This window comes from Acetobacter senegalensis (assembly GCF_001499615.1).
GTDB lineage: Bacteria > Pseudomonadota > Alphaproteobacteria > Acetobacterales > Acetobacteraceae > Acetobacter > Acetobacter senegalensis.
Genome location: NZ_LN606600.1, coordinates 3,313,581 through 3,328,933, shown reverse-complemented (window position 1 = coordinate 3,328,933; position 15,353 = coordinate 3,313,581). Strand labels below are relative to the sequence as shown.

The window sequence follows — 15,353 nt, the reverse complement described above, 5'->3', positions numbered from 1 at the left end:
GATCAGGAAAACACTTTATGGCGGGAAGAACGTGAGTAAAACCCAAATAAAATAACAACAAGATAGCAAAGAGCCGGTATAATGAAGGCTATATTCAGGTTGGTAATATCCGCAAACCGTCCTGTTATAACCGGAACAAACGCCCCACCCACAATCGCCATGCAAATTAGGCCAGACCCTTCAGAGGCACGATGCCCAAGGTCCATCGAAGTCAGTGAAAAAATAAGCGGAAACATGACTGAGTTACACAACCCAACGGCTAACATTGCCCAACCAGCCATTCCTCCTGTGGAAACAATGGAAAGAATAACCAGCAGAAAGGCGCAGGTTCCATACACAGTCAGAAGAACAGAAGGTGCGATAGCGCGCAGCAAAACAATACCCAGCAGGCGCCCGCACAAAAGCCCGCCCCAGTAAAATGCAAGATGTTTCCCGGCTTCTTCCGCAGTCAAATGCAAGGTATCAGGCAAAATAAGATAATTAACCAGAAGGCTTCCAATCGTAACTTCTGCGCCGATATAGAAAAACATCGCGGCAACGCCAAAACTGAAATGCCTGTCCTTAAACAACTCAACGGCCTTCAGCACACTTCCTTCATGAAAATATTCGCCCTTGAGTTTGCTACGATTTATCCAGGTCATCACTGACCAACAAAAAATAATGACAGAAACAATCAGATAACAGACACTAATATCTATTGCCCCTTCAGACATTCCCTGATCAGAAAAATACGCTGCTATTTTTCCAAGGAGACTTTCTTCGGAGTGGTGACGCAAAATAATCATGGCACCCAGATAGGGAGCAACCACTGTACCAAGAGAATTACAGGCGTGGGCAAATGTCAGGCGTGACGATACATTCTGTTTATTACTTAAAGAGATAACAAGTGGATTGGCTGTTACCTGAATAATCGTAATACCGGCCGCCACCACAAACAGGGCCAGCAGAAAAACCAGAAAACGGGCAGACCACGTTGCTGGAATAAAACACAGGCACCCTAACGCTATCAGATTGAGGCCAATAACGAGTGTTCTCATATAGCCATTTTTCTTGATCATATGAGAAGCTGGAATAGAAATAAGGAAATAACTTGCAAAAAAGCAGAACTGAACTGTTGTCATCTGAGTGTAATTCAGATCAAACACTTCTTTAAGTTTTGGCATTACGACGTCATTCAGACTGGTAATGCCTCCGAAAAGGAAAAACATGGAGAAAGAAAGAAAATCGAGAATACCTGCTTTCTCGTGCGTCTTATCCTTTACCGCAACAGAACACTCCATAGCAGCACTCCTTTGGCGGACGTACATTGCCCAATGGTAGTGCAGAAATGACCCGGGAGTATCATTTCTGCTTTAATATTTAAGGATGGTTTTAGTAAGAAGAAGAAATGATATCACTTGCTTTTTCTGATATCATAACAGTAACAGCATTTGTATTGGAGCCAATAAGACTAGGGAGCACCGAGGAATCACAAATCCTCAAGCCCTCAACACCACGCACTTTCAATGTCGGGTCAACCACGGCCATCTCATCACGACCCATTTTACAGGTGCCGTTGGGATGATATGACGTCCGCCCATATTGACGTGCGTACCGCACCAGATCCTCTCTGGTTTTTACACTCTCATCCGGAAAATGCGCGCGTTTAACATGCTTTTGCATATTCGGCTGGTTCATGATCTCGCGGCTGATATGCAGACCTTCCACAGAACTTTGCACGTCTTCCGGTTCTGCAAGAAAGTTCGGATCAACAAGAACCCCAGCTGCCGGGTCGGCGCTCTTAAGCCTCACTGTCCCGCGGCTTTTAGGGCGCAGAACATAGGAATTCAATGTGCAACCAGACCCTGAGGGAATATTCGGCACGCCTGCTTCCACACCAGCTCCCGCCAGAAAATGGAATTGCAGATCAGGCACACTCTCCTGATCATTGGAAGACCAGAACGCCCCGCCTTCCACCACATTGTGTCCGTCGTCGAAAGATTTGGGACTATGGATGGTGTGAAATAACGGAGGGTCTGGCCCATCTGATTATGATGTTTAGGCGGCACGCTGCTGATGAAGCAAGCGTCGTTTCTGGATGGTAGCTCTTTTGATGCGCTCACGTTCGAGCAGGATTGTCTGCCCCCGTCCGAACCAGACATCTGCCGGCGTGAGATTGTTGAGGCTCTCGTGATAGCGGCGCTGATTATAGTTTTCGACGAATGCCTCGATCTGGCTTTCGAGATCTCCAGGCAGATAATAATGCTCAAGAAGCACGCGGTTCTTGAGCGTCTGGTGCCAACGTTCGATCTTCCCCTGTGTCTGGGGATGGTTGGGAGCGCCACGCACATGATCGATGCTGTTCTGATTTAGCCATTTCGCGAGTTCGTCAGCAACATAACAGGGGCCGTTATCGGAGAGCAGTCGCGGCCGGTGTCTGACCGTGGCTTGATGAAGCCCTGATGCCTGCAAGGCGAGTTCCAGCGTTTGCGTCACATCGGATGCGGCCATGGTCGTGCACAACTTCCAGGCGATGATGTAGCGTGAGAAATCATCAAGGATGGTCGACAGATAGAACCATCCCCATCCGATAACCTTGAGATAGGTGAAATCCGTCTGCCAGAGCTGGTTCGGCGCTGTTGTTTTTGTATGGAAGCTCTCCGCCGCCTTGATGACGATGAATTTCGGACTGGTGATCAGGTCATGGGCCTTGAGCAGGCGATAGACCGAGGCTTCCGAGACGAAATAGCCCTGCTCGTCGGTGAACCGCACGGCAATTTCACGAGGCGACAGTTCCGGCGTCTCCAGCGCCAGATCAATGATCTGTGCACGGATATCGTCCGCGATGCGGTTCCATATCCGATTGGGTCCAGAGGGTTTGTCCGCCAGGGCTTCCGGGCCGCCCGTCCGATAGAGATCGCACCAGCGGTGAAAGGTTGAACGCGGGATACCAATCTTGCCGAGAACCTGCCGAACCGGCAGGGCTGATTGCTCGACAAGGCGGATGATCTCGAGCTTTTCCGAAGCCATATATCTCATGCGGGGTCTCCCCCAGCCCCGATCATGCTTTTTTTAAGCAGGCGCAGTTCCAGTGTCTGCTCGGCCACGACCTCTTTCAGGGCCCGCGCCTCGTCACGCAGATGACGGACTTCACTGGTTGTGGCGTTACGCGCCGTATCGCCCGCAAGTCGTTTCTTCCCGGCTTCAAGAAACTCCTTCGACCAGGAATAATACAGGCTTTCGGCAATACCTTCACGGCGGCACAGCTCAGCTATGCTGCTCTCGCCCCGCAGGCCATCAAGCACAATGCGGATCTTCTCTTCCGCCGAATACTGCCGACGCGTCGCCCGGCGGATATCGCGGATCAACCGTTCCCCCGATGTCGTCTCCGGCAAGGATTTCTGGCTCATACTTCACTCCTTCGTCGTTACGATGAGCCAGAAATCCTCCATTATTCAATTCACCAATTTCGTCCCATAGATCCTGACGGCGGACACTTGAATCCGCCTGCAGGGAGTTCCGGTCCACCCGCAATGGTGGTGTTAACCCAAACGCGCCCCGCACGAATGCCGCGCACTGCGTCCATGGCGTGCGAGAGATTCTGCGTCCAGATTGTGGCGGAAAGGCCGTAAATAGTATTGTTTGCTATGGTAATGGCATCATCCGTTGTTTCAAACGGCAGTATACTCAGAACCGGCCCAAAAATTTCGTCCGTTGCAATATCCATGTCAGATGTAACGTCCGAAAAGATTGTTGGTTGAACAAACAATCCCCGATCTGTGCCATTGATTTTACCTTGCGAGAGCAAACGGGCTCCCTGCTTTGTTCCTCGTTCAATGTAGTCACAAATGGTTTCATGCTGCTTTTCACTTACAATTGCGCCAATCTGCGTGTCCGGGTCCAACGGGTCTCCCACACGCAAACGGGCCAATTTTTCAGTTAAAAGGCGCTCAAACTCGGGCTGAATGGATTTTTCAACAAGCAACCGGCTTCCGCCCACGCAGCATTGGCCCGCGTTAAAGCAGAAACCAAAAATAACCCCATCAACAGCGTCTTCAAGCCGTGCATCAGCAAAGACCACATGAGGGTTCTTCCCCCCTAACTCCAGGCTCAGCTTTTTGAAGTTCCCGGCAGATGCCGCCAGCACCCGCTTGCCAACAGCGGTTGACCCCGTGAAGGATAGCATATCAATGTCGGGATGGTGAGACAGCACTTCTCCCACCACGCTTCCTGGGCCCGTGACAACATTGAATACGCCATCTGGCAGCCCCGCCTGCGTCAGGATCTCAGCCATAATCAGCGTGGTGGCAGATGTCAGATCACTCGGCTTTGCAACCACTGTGCAGCCAGACGCCAAAATGAAGGGCAGACGCTCAGACAGAATGAAAAAAGGAAAATTCCACGGTGTAATAAGCCCCACAACACCGATTGGCTCACGGGTCACAAACCCGAACATGCTATCGCCGAGGTTATTGAAGCTATCCCCATGCAGCATTCTGGCCGCGCCAGCCGCATATTCATAAATACCAGCGCTGGCCTGAATTTCTCCACGAGATTGCGTAATAGGCTTGCCTGTTTCAAAGGTTTCAAGCCGCGCCAGTTCCTCGGCCCGCTCCCGAATAAGGGTTGCCGCTTTCAGAAGCACATCCGCACGCTGCTGACCAGAAAGCCCTGACCATCTCCTGTCTTCAAACGCCTTTCTGGCCACTGCAACAGCCTCATTGACGTCCGCTTCCGTGCCTGCTGTGGTTCTGGTTACCAGAACACCGTGTGCCGGGCTGCGGCGCTCCATGATCTTACGGTCGCCAGAATCCACCCACAACCCATTGATATATAATCCGAATAAACGTGGGTTTTGGGGTAAGGAAAGCTTTTTTGTGCTCGTTGTCATTGCACCGCCCTGTTTTTGATTTTGTGTTATTGTCGCTGGAAATCGGTGTTACTAACTAGTTAGTGTATTACAGAATGAGTGTCAATCAACACCCTTCCCCTTCACAACCTCTGAACCGCCGTTCAACTTAACTTGATGGTTTTGCGAGGAGCTTTGACTTCAACATGATGCACGGAGCTGAACGCCGATTAGCACCCTTTTCTTGATCAGCCTGGGCCTCCTGACGGTGCTCCCGTAAAGCGTCAGGACACTGTCACCATACATTTTCGATGCAGCGATAATAATAGCGTTGGCGGAAGCCAAAGAAGCAAGGCATCACGCCTCATGTCAGCAAGCTAAACTGCCAAAGCAAAAGGGGGGGCAAACTCTGGCTATCACAGATGTGGTACAAGTCTCTTCGTTATCACAAGGTCAGCACGCACAACACTCACGCAGTATCGCAACTATTGCGCCGTATAACCGCCATCTATCACAAGCTCGCTGCCTGTAACGAATTTTGATTCGTCAGATGCAAGATAGAGGATGCCATAGGCAATATCTTCTGGCGCCCCTAAATGCCCGATAGGGTGAAGATCAACCAGCCGCTGACGTGCTGCCTCGTCTTCCTGTGTCAGCCCTTCTACCATGGGTGTCCAGATATAGCCCGGATGAACGGAGTTGACCCGGATGTTATATCCCGCCTTTGCACAATGTAATGCCGACGATTTTGTAAAAATACGCACTCCGCCCTTGCTGGCATTGTAGGCAGCCAACTCCGGATCTCCAATTAGCCCTTCAATTGAAGACAGATTGATGATTGAGCCACCTCCCGCGTGCTTCCGTATTCCTTCAATGCCGTATTTTGTGCCCAGAAACACACCGTCGAGATTGATGGACTGTACCCTCCGCCACGCTTCCAGACTGGTGCTTTCCACAGTGCCGCTATACGCAATACCTGCGTTATTCACCACGATATCAAGTCGGCCAAAGGTAGCTAAAGCAGCTTCAACCACAGCTTTCCAATCTTCTTCCTTGCTCACATCAAGGGTGAAAAACTGGGCTTTTCCGCCTTCCCCTTCAATTTCAGAAACGGTTTTCTCTCCCTCCTCCTTGTTAATATCCCCAACAACAACAGAAGCGCCTTCCTGCGCCAGAAGCTGCGCTGTGGCTTTGCCAATACCAAGCGCCGCTCCACTCACAATGGCAACTTTACCCTGTACGCGCCCCATGTCCGTCTCCTTCTGTAATATTAAAGTCCATCATGAGGACGCAAAAAACGCCTTCACACGTAGAAGAACGCACACAGGCAAAGAGAGACGCATTCTCCCCCTCCTGTTTTTTATTCCCTTCTCAGCGGCATAAATTCCCCGCTCCTCAGCCCTTGCCGTGCATGGAAAAAGGAAGGCTATGACGTTCCAGATACGCTTTCTGTCTGTCTTGCGGGAACTTCCCCTTTTATCAGGCGTATGAAGCTCGACAGCACCGCTCGCGGCTCCGTTTTTTATACTGGAGCAAACATCGCCGGGACGTGCCGAATATAAGCAGAAAAACACAAATTCCTTACAGGTTAAGACAACTCCGTTCGGATAATAATCAACAGATGCGGAAGGTCCCGATATGGTCGATTTTTCCCAAATCCGTTCCCTTCTTATCTATGCGTTGGTTATAAGTGTTCTGCTTGCCTGCATGCTGGGCCTGAGCGCCCTGACGGGTCTCAGACGTTCCTTGTCCCACGGCGGAACCTCTCTCTCCATCCCATTTGAATCCGGAATCATCCCTACCGGATCTGCCCATCTCCGCCTGCCAGTGCAGTATTATCTGGTCGCCATGTTCTTTGTCATTTTTGATGTAGAAACCGCGTTTCTCTTTGCGTGGGCCATTGTGGTGACAGATGTGGGTTGGGTTGGATACAGCGCAGCGTTGCTCTTCATTTTCTTTCTGGCTGTCTCCCTCGTGTACCTGTGGCGAGCAGGCGGGTTGGATTGGGGGCCTCTGCCCCGGTGCCTTCCAGAAACACAATCCAGCATGGAGCATCTATCATGATCTGGTCACTTTCTCGCCCGGCAACAACGCCAACCACTGTACCCTCTGTTGATAACGCGACTTTTACAGAAACAGTCCAGCGCAACCTTGTTATCGGTCGCCTTCAGGATTTTGTCTCCTGGGGGCAGAAGAACTCCATTTGGCCTCTCAATTTTGGTCTTTCCTGTTGCTACGTGGAAATGGCCACGGCCTTCACAAGCCAGTTCGATATAGCACGTTTCGGATCTGAAGTTCTCAGGGCCACGCCCCGCGAGGCCGATCTCATTGTTATATCCGGAACCGTTTTTGTAAAAATGGCTCCTATCATCAAACATCTCTATGATCAGATGCTTGAACCGCGCTGGGTTATTTCCATGGGATCCTGCGCCAATTCCGGCGGTATGTATGATATTTACAGCGTGGTACAGGGGGTAGACAGCTTCCTGCCGGTAGATGTGTATGTTCCCGGTTGCCCACCAAGACCAGAAGCTCTTCTGGAAGGCCTCATGCTTTTGCAAAAATCCATCGGGAGCCAGAGGCGCCCGCTCAGTTGGATGGTAGGCGAGCAAGGGATCGTTCCGGTTACTCCACCAAGCCTGCGGGACGCCAAACGCAGCGTCCGTCAACAAACGCAGGATCTGCGTTCACCAGATGGGATCTGATACCATGAGCGCGACTGTTCTTTCTGACCGGCCACCGCCCCATTCCCTGTTGGAAAACATTGCTGCACAGAACCTCCCGCCTTCTGGCCCAACTGCCGATGTCACACGGGATAACGTAGCTGTTGTCTGGATATCGGCAGCCACCATTCGCGCCACGCTTCAAATGCTGAAGGATCATGCCCAAGGTCATTTGATGCTTTTTGACCTTACGGCAATAGATGAACGGGAACGCATTCACAGGGAAGGACAACCAAGCTCCTCCTTCACAGTCGTCTATCATCTTATGTCCCTCGATAGTCGGGCGGATTAAGTCCGGATCAAGGTTGCCCTAACTGATCATGCCCCGTCTCTGCCCAGCATTAGTGATATCTGGCCCAACGCCAACTGGTACGAACGGGAAATATGGGATCTGTTCGGGATTCATTTTGACCACCATCCTTTCCTGCGCCGTATCCTTACGCCCCCTACATGGACAGACCATCCGTTACGCAAAGATCACCATGCTCGCGCAACAGAAAAACCACCTTACAGCCTGACCGAAGATCAGGAAAAATATGAGCAGGATGCATTATCTTTTGATCCCTCCCTATGGGGCATGAAGCGCCATAGTGATCATAGTGATTTCATGTTTCTCAACCTTGGCCCCAACCATCCAAGTGTGCACGGTGTGTTTCGCATCGTGCTGCAACTGGAAGGGGAACGCATTGTAGATGCTGTGCCCGATATAGGGTTTCATCACCGTGGCGCGGAAAAAATGGGAGAACGCCAGTCCTGGCACACCTACATTCCCTACACCGATCGGGTGGATTACCTCGGTGGCGTGATGAACAACTTTCCCTATGTCATGGCTGTTGAAACACTGGCAGGCATTACTGTTCCCCCACGTGCGCAGATGATCCGCGTCATGCTGGCAGAATTGTTCCGCATTGCCAGCCATCTGGTTTTTTACGGAACAATGGCGCAGGATGTAGGGCAACTTTCTCCTGTCTTCTACATGTTTACCGACCGCGAGAAAGTATTCAGCATTATAGAAGCCATCTGCGGTTTTCGGATGCATCCGGCATGGTTCCGTATCGGGGGCGTTGCCATGGACCTTCCCACGGGGTGGGATGGGCTGATCCGCGCCTTTCTGGATTATCTCCCCAAACGCCTTGACGAATATGATGCCATGGTCATGCGCAATCCAATTTTCCGTGCACGCACGCAAGGAATTGGCGCTTACACAAAAGCCGAGGCCGTAGAATGGGGTGTAACAGGACCCGGCTTACGCGCCTGCGGGCTGGAATGGGATTATCGCAAATACGCCCCCTATGCCTGTTACGATCAACTGGACTTTGATATTCCCACGGGCAGAAACGGCGATTGTTACGATCGTATCGTGGTCCATATAGAAGAGATACGTCAGAGCCTGCGGATCATCCGCCAATGTCTGGAACACATGCCGTCCGGGCCAGTAAAAGCGGATCATCCGCTGACCACGCCGCCGCCAAAAGCGCGGACAATGCATGATATTGAGACCCTCATTCATCATTTTATCAATGTCAGTTGGGGCCCCGTCATCCCCCCGGGCGAAGCACGGGCCTGTGTTGAAGCAACAAAAGGGCTCAACAGTTACAGCCTGATCAGTGATGGCGGCACGACCTCTTACAGAACCCGTATCCGCACTCCCTCCTTCGCACACCTGCAGATGATCCCACTTCTGAGCCGCGGCACCATGATTGCCGATCTGATAGCGATTGTTGGCAGCATTGATTTTGTGATGGCCGATGTTGACCGTTGAATACACCCTCCCTGCCGAACTGAGGGCAGATATTCTCGCCCTTGCGCAGGAGGAACTCCACCCACAGGGAGCCAGCGTTGCCGCGTTGCAATTGGTGCAATCCCATTTCAGGTGGATCAGTTCCCAGCATTTGCAGGAAGTGGCCCAGTTGCTCGATATGTCACCCGATGCGCTGGATGGCATTGCAACCTATTTCAACCTCCTGTTCCGCCAGCCCGTTGGCAGACATGTCATCATGCTCTGCGACAGCGTTTCCTGCTGGCTGATGGGACGGGACCGCCTTTGCGCCCACCTCCGCCAGACGCTGGGGATCCATCCGGGAGAAACCACACCAGATGGAGCCATCACCTTGCTGCCTACAGTCTGCCTGGGCCATTGCGATCACGCCCCCGCCCTTCTGGCAGACGAAACACTACACGGAGACCTTGATACAGACGCGCTGGACCGCCTGATTGGCAGCCTGAGGGAGACACCGTGATGACAGCCGCCACACACCCTTTGACTGCCATGATCACACCCGCCGCCCCGCCACCGGATTGCGCAGCATACGAGCAGGCAGGTGGGTGGCAAGCAGCCCGCAAGGCTCTCAAAATCCTTGCCCCAGCCGAGGTGATCGACATGGTGACACGCTCAAAACTGCGGGGCCGTGGAGGCGCAGGCTTTGCAACGGGCCAGAAATGGAGCTTTGTGCCGAAAGATGCAGCCTCCGAACGCAGGAAATACCTCGTTGCCAATGCTGATGAGATGGAACCCGGCACGTTCAAAGACCGCTGGTTACTTGAAGGGAACCCGCTTCAGCTTGTGGAAGGTATGATTCTGGCGGCATACGCCATTCAGGCAAGCCACGGCATTGTTTTTCTACGGGGAGAATATCACCTTCCGCGCAAGCGTTTGACGCGTGCTATTGAGGAAGCTCGACAAAAAGGCTGGCTGGGCGAGAACATTCTGGGCTCTGGCTTCAGTTTTGATATCCATCTCCACTCCAGTGCTGGCCGTTACATCTGCGGGGAAGAAACTGCTCTCATCACCGCGCTGGAAGGCAAACGCGCCACCCCCCGCAGCAAACCGCCCTTCCCTCAGTTCAGCGGCCTGTGGGGAGCCTCGACTGTTGTGAACAACGTTGAAACTCTCTGCAATCTTCCGCACATCATCACCAATGGGCCAGAGTGGTTTCTCAGCCTTGGCATGGGCGCGGATGGCGGGACCAAGCTTTATGGCGTAAGCGGTCGGGTGCGACGGCCCGGTGCATGGGAACTCCCCATTGGCACGCCCCTCCGCCAGATCATTGAAGATCATGCTGGGGGAATGCTGCCCGGCTATAGCCTGCGCGCTCTTTTGCCCGGCGGGGCGTCCACGGCTTTTCTTGATGAATCTGCGCTGGATGTTGTAATGGATTACGGCTCGGTCGAAAAAGCCGGAAGCCGACTTGGCACCGGCACGGCCATCATTCTGGATGACCGCACATGCCCCATCGGCATGATCCTGAATCTGGAACATTTTTTTGCCCAGGAATCCTGTGGCTGGTGCACGCCATGTCGGGATGGTCTACCATGGGTGGAACGTCTCCTCGGCGCTCTTGAAGAAGGCACGGGCGAGAGCGAAGATCTTGAAGAACTTGCCCGTCATGCCCGTATGCTGGGCACACCGGGCCGCACTTTTTGCGCGCATGCACCCGGTGCCATGGCCCCGCTCGCCAGCGGCCTGAAACTGTTTTCTGATGATTTTTCCGCCCATATTTCCCAGCGCGGTTGCCCCCTCCGGCACGCAGCCTGATGGCAGAGAAGGAGCAGGATCATGGTCACCTTCCAGCTAGATGGACTTCAGTGCTCTACCCGCGCAGACATCAATCTGCTTCAGGCCTGCCTGGAAGCCGGTGCCAACCTCCCCTATTTCTGCTGGCACCCGGAACTTGGATCCGTTGGGGCGTGCAGACAGTGCGCAATCAAACAGTTCAGTGGCCCGGATGACAAAACAGGCCGTATCGTCATGGCCTGCATGACGCCGGTGACCGAGGGCACGCGCGTTTCAATTGATGACGCAGAAGCAAAGGAATTTCGGGAGGGCGTCATTGAATGGATGATGGTCAACCATCCGCATGACTGTCCCGTTTGCCCGGAAGGCGGTGAATGTCACCTTCAGGACATGACCGTCATGACTGGGCACAATACGCGCCGCTACCGTTTTACCAAACGCACCCACCGCAATCAGGATCTCGGCCCTTTCCTGAACCATGAGATGAACCGGTGTATTGCCTGTTACCGCTGTGTGCGATTCTACAAGGATTATGCTGGAGGTGAGGACCTCGCAGTACTCGGTGCTCATGATAATGTCTATTTCGGGCGATCAGAAGACGGCACACTAGAGAACGCTTTCAGCGGCAATCTCGCCGAAATCTGCCCCACAGGCGTCTTTACGGACAAACCCTTTTCCGAGACCTACACCCGCAAATGGGACATGCGCGGCGCGCCCTCCGTCTGCGTTCATTGTGGCGTGGGGTGCAATACTTTTGTCAACGCGCGTGATGAAAAAGTAAGGCGGCTCCTCAACCGTTATAATGATGAGATCAACCGTTATGCGCTGTGTGACCGGGGAAGATTTGGACACGGCTTTGTCAATGCCCCCTCTCGCCTTCACACGCCTCTTTGCCTGTCCGAGGAACAGCCTACCCCCGTGCCCCCACAGTCTGCCATGGCGCAGTTTGCGCGCATGGTGGCCTCTGGCCCAATCGTCGGCATTGCCTCCTCCCGCGCGTCTCTGGAAGCCTGCTTCAGTCTCCAGTGTCTGGTTGGTCGGGAACAGTTTTCTACGGGTCAGACACAACAGGAACAAACCTGCGCTGAACTGGCTTATACGCTCTTAAGAGATCATCCAGGCTCCATTCCACCCCTGCATGACATGGAAAGCGCGGACGCCGTGCTCGTGCTGGGGGAGGACGTTTCCGCAACCGCGCCACGTCTTGCGCTGGCCTTACGACAAGCTGGGCGACAGAACAGCTTTCTTGCAGCCGACGCCGCCAAGGTGCCTCGTTGGATGGATGCGGCCGTCCGCACAATCGGGTCTGAGAGGCTATCCTCTCTTTTTATCGTTACGCCAGCCCCCACCGATCTGGACAAAAGCGCGGAGGAAACCTTTCGTGCAGTGCCAGACAACGCTGCCCGCCTAGGGTTCGCCATTGCGCATCAGCTTGACCCAACCGCGCCCGCTGTGCCTGACCTCACACCACTTGAGGCCGAACAGGCAAATCGGATTGCAACCGCTCTGGGTGCCGCCAAAAAACCACTAATCGTATCGGGCATGCAGTATGGCTCTCCGGCCCTGATACAAGCTGCTGCCCGCATTGCCCGCAGCCTTGTCCGGAACACTCCGGATGCCGGGTTATCTCTGGTCATGCCAGACTGCAACAGCATGGGGCTGGCCATGATGGGTGGTCTCCCCCTCGAAACTGTCATGATGCGGGCCAGAGCGGGCGCAATTGGAACGCTCATCATTGTGGAGAATGATCTCACTCGCCATCTTGATCCACCAGAAATCGTCGAGCTTCTGGAGGCCGTCCCTAACATCGTCCTGATTGATCATACGGCAACACCACTGTGGCAAAACGCAAACCTCGTTCTGCCGGCCGCTGCCTTTACGGAATACGCTGGCACCCTGATCAGTCAGGAAGGGCGCGCACAGCGCTTTTTCCCGGCGGTTTTTCCGCCTTCTCCCATTCAGGCCAGCTGGCGCTGGGTGCAGGAACTTGCCCGCGCTCTTCCCCCATCGGGAGAGGCCCAGCTTGCACCACACAGAACAGACATAACCGCGTGGCAGAATCTTGATGATGTTCTTGCCACCTTGGGCAAGGAGATGCCGATATTCGCAGGCGTCACAAAGGCCGCTCCAGATGCAGCGTATCGGCTAAATGGCCAGAAGCTCCGCAGCCAGACCTATCGCGCAAGTGGACGCACCGTCATCCGGTCTTACATCAGTGTGCGGGATCAACCTCCCCCACCCAATCCGGACACGCCCTTCAGCAGTTCCATGGAAGGCGCTTATCAACCAGACATGCCTGCGGCCCTTGTTCCCGCTTTTCACACGCCTGCATGGAATTCGGTACAGGCGCTCAATCGCTTCCAGCAGGAGATTGGTGGCCCCTTGCGTGGCGGAGAGGCTGGCATCCGCCTGCTTGCCAACCATGCGCTAAAAAACGGTCAAACCGAGCAACCTCCAGCACCTGACATCCCTCCGCCGTTTACGCCACAGCCTGATACGGTTCTTCTTCTTCCTGACGTCCGGCTGTTTGGCAGCGAGGAACTCAGCATGCTCTCTCCTCCTGTTGTTGCCCGTGCTCCTCCAGTTAAACTAAGCCTTCCGGCACATGGAACTGCCACCGCGTCCCACATAACCCTTCATCTGGAAGGCTATGGGCCGCAAACCCTTCCTGTGCAGCAAATTGCTGATCTGCCTGACGGTATTGCGTTGTGCCCAGCGCACATGGTCGCCCCCGCCTTCGCTTTCCCTCGTATGGCGCGCCTTACGGCCACAAGGGCAGAAGGAGACGGGTCATGAGCCAAATACCGTTCCTTGCCATTGTTCTGACGCCACTGGTGATCCTGGCATTAGCCACACTGCTAACATGGGTGGAGCGTCGCCTTTTGGGTTTATGGCAGGATCGGCATGGTCCAAACCGCGTTGGGCCGGGTGGTCTCTTTCAGGCCGTAGCCGATGGTATCAAGATTCTTTTCAAACAGGACTGGATTCCACCATTCGCTGATAAAGCCATTTTTGTTCTGGCCCCCACCATAGGCATGATGACGGTTCTGCTCTCTTTCGCCGCCATTCCTTTTACCGCATGGAGCAGCATTGTTGGCACCCTGAATGTTGGTCTTCTGTTCATTCTGGGCATGATGGGTCTTGGCGTATACGCGGTTGTTCTCGCCGGATGGGCCTCCAACAGCAAATATGCGTTGCTGGGTGGTATGAGAGCCGCTGCCCAGATGATCAGCTATGAAGTCTTCATGGGGCTTTCCCTGCTTGGAGTGGTGATGATTGCTGGTTCATTCAACCTGCATGATATCGTCATGGCGCAGACGCATTGTTGGTTCATTCTTCCGCAATGCCTTGGTTTTCTTGTCTTCCTGCTGGCAGGCATTGCAGAAACCCATCGGCTTCCCTTTGATCTTCCCGAAGGCGAAAACGAACTGGGGGCTGGCTTTCATACAGAATATTCCGGCATGAAATTCGGCATGTTCTTTATTGCCGAGTATGCAGGGATTATCCTTATTTCCTCTCTTGTCACCACGCTCTACCTGGGTGGCTGGCAGGGGCCTCTTCTCCCGGCGGCTCTCTGGTTTTTGCTCAAAACCACAAGTGTTGTCATTTTTTTCATTCTTCTCCGGGCCGCCCTTCCCCGTCCGCGTTATGACCAACTGATGGCTCTTGGCTGGAAAATCCTGCTGCCGCTTTCTCTTCTCAATGTCACCGCCACCGGCACTATCCTGATGTTACGCGCAGCCGGATAGTACGCTCCATGGAAAGGCACGTGTCATGCTCAATACTGTCCGCACACTGTTCCTGACATTCCTTCACGCTTTCCAGCGCCGTGCAACCGTGCAGTATCCGGAGGAACATCCCTATCTGCCGCCACGCTACCGTGGACGCATCATTCTCTCACGCGATCCGGACGGCATGGAGCGCTGCGTTGCCTGCAATCTCTGCGCTGTCGCCTGCCCGGTAGATTGCATCAGTTTGCAGAAAACAGAAGAAAATGGGCGATGGTATCCGGAGTTCTTTCGGATCAATTTTTCCCGCTGTATTTTCTGTGGTTTTTGTGAGGAAGCCTGCCCGACCTACGCCATTCAACTCACACCAGATTTTGAGATGAGCGAATATGCACGACCCAATCTTGTTTATGAAAAAGAAGATCTTCTGATCAGCGGAACAGGGAAGTATCCGGACTACAGTTTCTACCATGTGGCCGGTGTTACCATCCCCGGCAAGGATCGCGGAGAGGCCGAACGCGAGCGGCCACCCGTCGATCTCCATACGCTTCTGCCGTAAC

General features: G+C 53.6%; 11 protein-coding genes and 2 pseudogenes. 8 read left to right on the top strand and 5 right to left on the bottom strand.

Annotated features, from left to right (window positions below):
- Positions 1-2: 2 nt before the first annotated feature.
- From gluP to ASN_RS15450, 5 genes and pseudogenes are all read right to left on the bottom strand, one after another.
- Entirely contained in the window at positions 3-1,280 is a 1,278-nt protein-coding gene (gluP, locus tag ASN_RS15475) for a glucose/galactose MFS transporter (protein ID WP_039904410.1), read from the bottom strand.
- Positions 1,281-1,371: 91 nt separating this feature from the next.
- A pseudogene (locus ASN_RS15470) lies at positions 1,372-1,965 on the bottom strand (GMC family oxidoreductase); the annotation flags it as partial.
- 72 nt (positions 1,966-2,037) lie between these two features.
- A protein-coding gene (locus ASN_RS15465; RefSeq protein ID WP_099048284.1) for an IS3 family transposase occupies positions 2,038-3,389 on the bottom strand; the annotation gives its coding sequence in 2 pieces (ribosomal slippage) (positions 2,038-3,053 and positions 3,053-3,389; 1,353 coding nt in all).
- A 50-nt stretch (positions 3,390-3,439) separates the two neighbouring features.
- On the bottom strand, positions 3,440-4,870 hold the full coding sequence (locus ASN_RS15455) for an aldehyde dehydrogenase family protein (RefSeq protein WP_231948263.1): 1,431 nt from the start codon (positions 4,868-4,870) through the stop codon (positions 3,440-3,442).
- A 443-nt stretch (positions 4,871-5,313) separates the two neighbouring features.
- A complete protein-coding gene (locus tag ASN_RS15450) occupies positions 5,314-6,078 on the bottom strand; it encodes an SDR family oxidoreductase (RefSeq protein WP_058988723.1) in 765 nt (254 codons plus the stop codon).
- 388 nt (positions 6,079-6,466) lie between these two features.
- On the opposite strand from ASN_RS15450, the gene ASN_RS15445 reads away from it, so the two are divergent.
- The 8 genes and pseudogenes from ASN_RS15445 (at position 6,467) to nuoI (ending at position 15,352) form a co-directional block, all read left to right on the top strand.
- Entirely contained in the window at positions 6,467-6,892 is a 426-nt protein-coding gene (locus ASN_RS15445) for an NADH-quinone oxidoreductase subunit A (protein ID WP_058988721.1), read from the top strand.
- The gene (locus tag ASN_RS15440) at positions 6,889-7,533 is read left to right on the top strand and encodes an NADH-quinone oxidoreductase subunit B (protein ID WP_006558687.1); all 645 of its coding nucleotides are present in this window, start codon (positions 6,889-6,891) and stop codon (positions 7,531-7,533) included. Before ASN_RS15445 ends, ASN_RS15440 begins: the two co-directional genes overlap by 4 nt.
- Positions 7,523-9,313: pseudogene (gene nuoC, locus ASN_RS15435) on the top strand (NADH-quinone oxidoreductase subunit C/D). The gene ASN_RS15440 and the pseudogene nuoC overlap by 11 nt, the downstream one beginning before the upstream one ends.
- Entirely contained in the window at positions 9,300-9,791 is a 492-nt protein-coding gene (nuoE, locus tag ASN_RS15430) for an NADH-quinone oxidoreductase subunit NuoE (RefSeq protein WP_039904404.1), read from the top strand. Before nuoC ends, nuoE begins: the two are co-directional and overlap by 14 nt.
- Positions 9,791-11,086 (top strand): NADH-quinone oxidoreductase subunit NuoF, encoded by a 1,296-nt coding sequence (gene nuoF, locus ASN_RS15425; RefSeq protein ID WP_058988719.1) that lies wholly within the window; start codon positions 9,791-9,793, stop codon positions 11,084-11,086. Before nuoE ends, nuoF begins: the two co-directional genes overlap by 1 nt.
- Positions 11,087-11,107: 21 nt before the next feature.
- Complete coding sequence (nuoG, locus tag ASN_RS15420; RefSeq protein ID WP_058988717.1) at positions 11,108-13,861, top strand: NADH-quinone oxidoreductase subunit NuoG; 2,754 nt, start codon at positions 11,108-11,110, stop codon at positions 13,859-13,861.
- The gene (gene nuoH, locus ASN_RS15415) at positions 13,858-14,814 is read left to right on the top strand and encodes an NADH-quinone oxidoreductase subunit NuoH (RefSeq protein ID WP_058988715.1); all 957 of its coding nucleotides are present in this window, start codon (positions 13,858-13,860) and stop codon (positions 14,812-14,814) included. Before nuoG ends, nuoH begins: the two co-directional genes overlap by 4 nt.
- Positions 14,815-14,839: 25 nt before the next feature.
- Complete coding sequence (nuoI, locus tag ASN_RS15410; protein ID WP_006558681.1) at positions 14,840-15,352, top strand: NADH-quinone oxidoreductase subunit NuoI; 513 nt, start codon at positions 14,840-14,842, stop codon at positions 15,350-15,352.
- Position 15,353 lies beyond the last annotated feature (1 nt).

Excerpts from the sequence above, each read along its gene's own strand:
- ASN_RS15440 (WP_006558687.1), top strand. The coding sequence starts at position 6,889 with ATGATCTGGTCACTTTCTCGCCCGGCAACAACGCCAACCACTGTACCC.
- nuoH (WP_058988715.1), top strand. The coding sequence starts at position 13,858 with ATGAGCCAAATACCGTTCCTTGCCATTGTTCTGACGCCACTGGTGATC.
- gluP (WP_039904410.1), bottom strand. The coding sequence starts at position 1,280 with ATGGAGTGTTCTGTTGCGGTAAAGGATAAGACGCACGAGAAAGCAGGT.
- nuoG (WP_058988717.1), top strand. The coding sequence starts at position 11,108 with ATGGTCACCTTCCAGCTAGATGGACTTCAGTGCTCTACCCGCGCAGAC.
- nuoE (WP_039904404.1), top strand. The coding sequence starts at position 9,300 with ATGTTGACCGTTGAATACACCCTCCCTGCCGAACTGAGGGCAGATATT.
- ASN_RS15450 (WP_058988723.1), bottom strand. The coding sequence starts at position 6,078 with ATGGGGCGCGTACAGGGTAAAGTTGCCATTGTGAGTGGAGCGGCGCTT.
- nuoF (WP_058988719.1), top strand. The coding sequence starts at position 9,791 with ATGACAGCCGCCACACACCCTTTGACTGCCATGATCACACCCGCCGCC.
- ASN_RS15445 (WP_058988721.1), top strand. The coding sequence starts at position 6,467 with ATGGTCGATTTTTCCCAAATCCGTTCCCTTCTTATCTATGCGTTGGTT.
- ASN_RS15455 (WP_231948263.1), bottom strand. The coding sequence starts at position 4,870 with ATGACAACGAGCACAAAAAAGCTTTCCTTACCCCAAAACCCACGTTTA.
- nuoI (WP_006558681.1), top strand. The coding sequence starts at position 14,840 with ATGCTCAATACTGTCCGCACACTGTTCCTGACATTCCTTCACGCTTTC.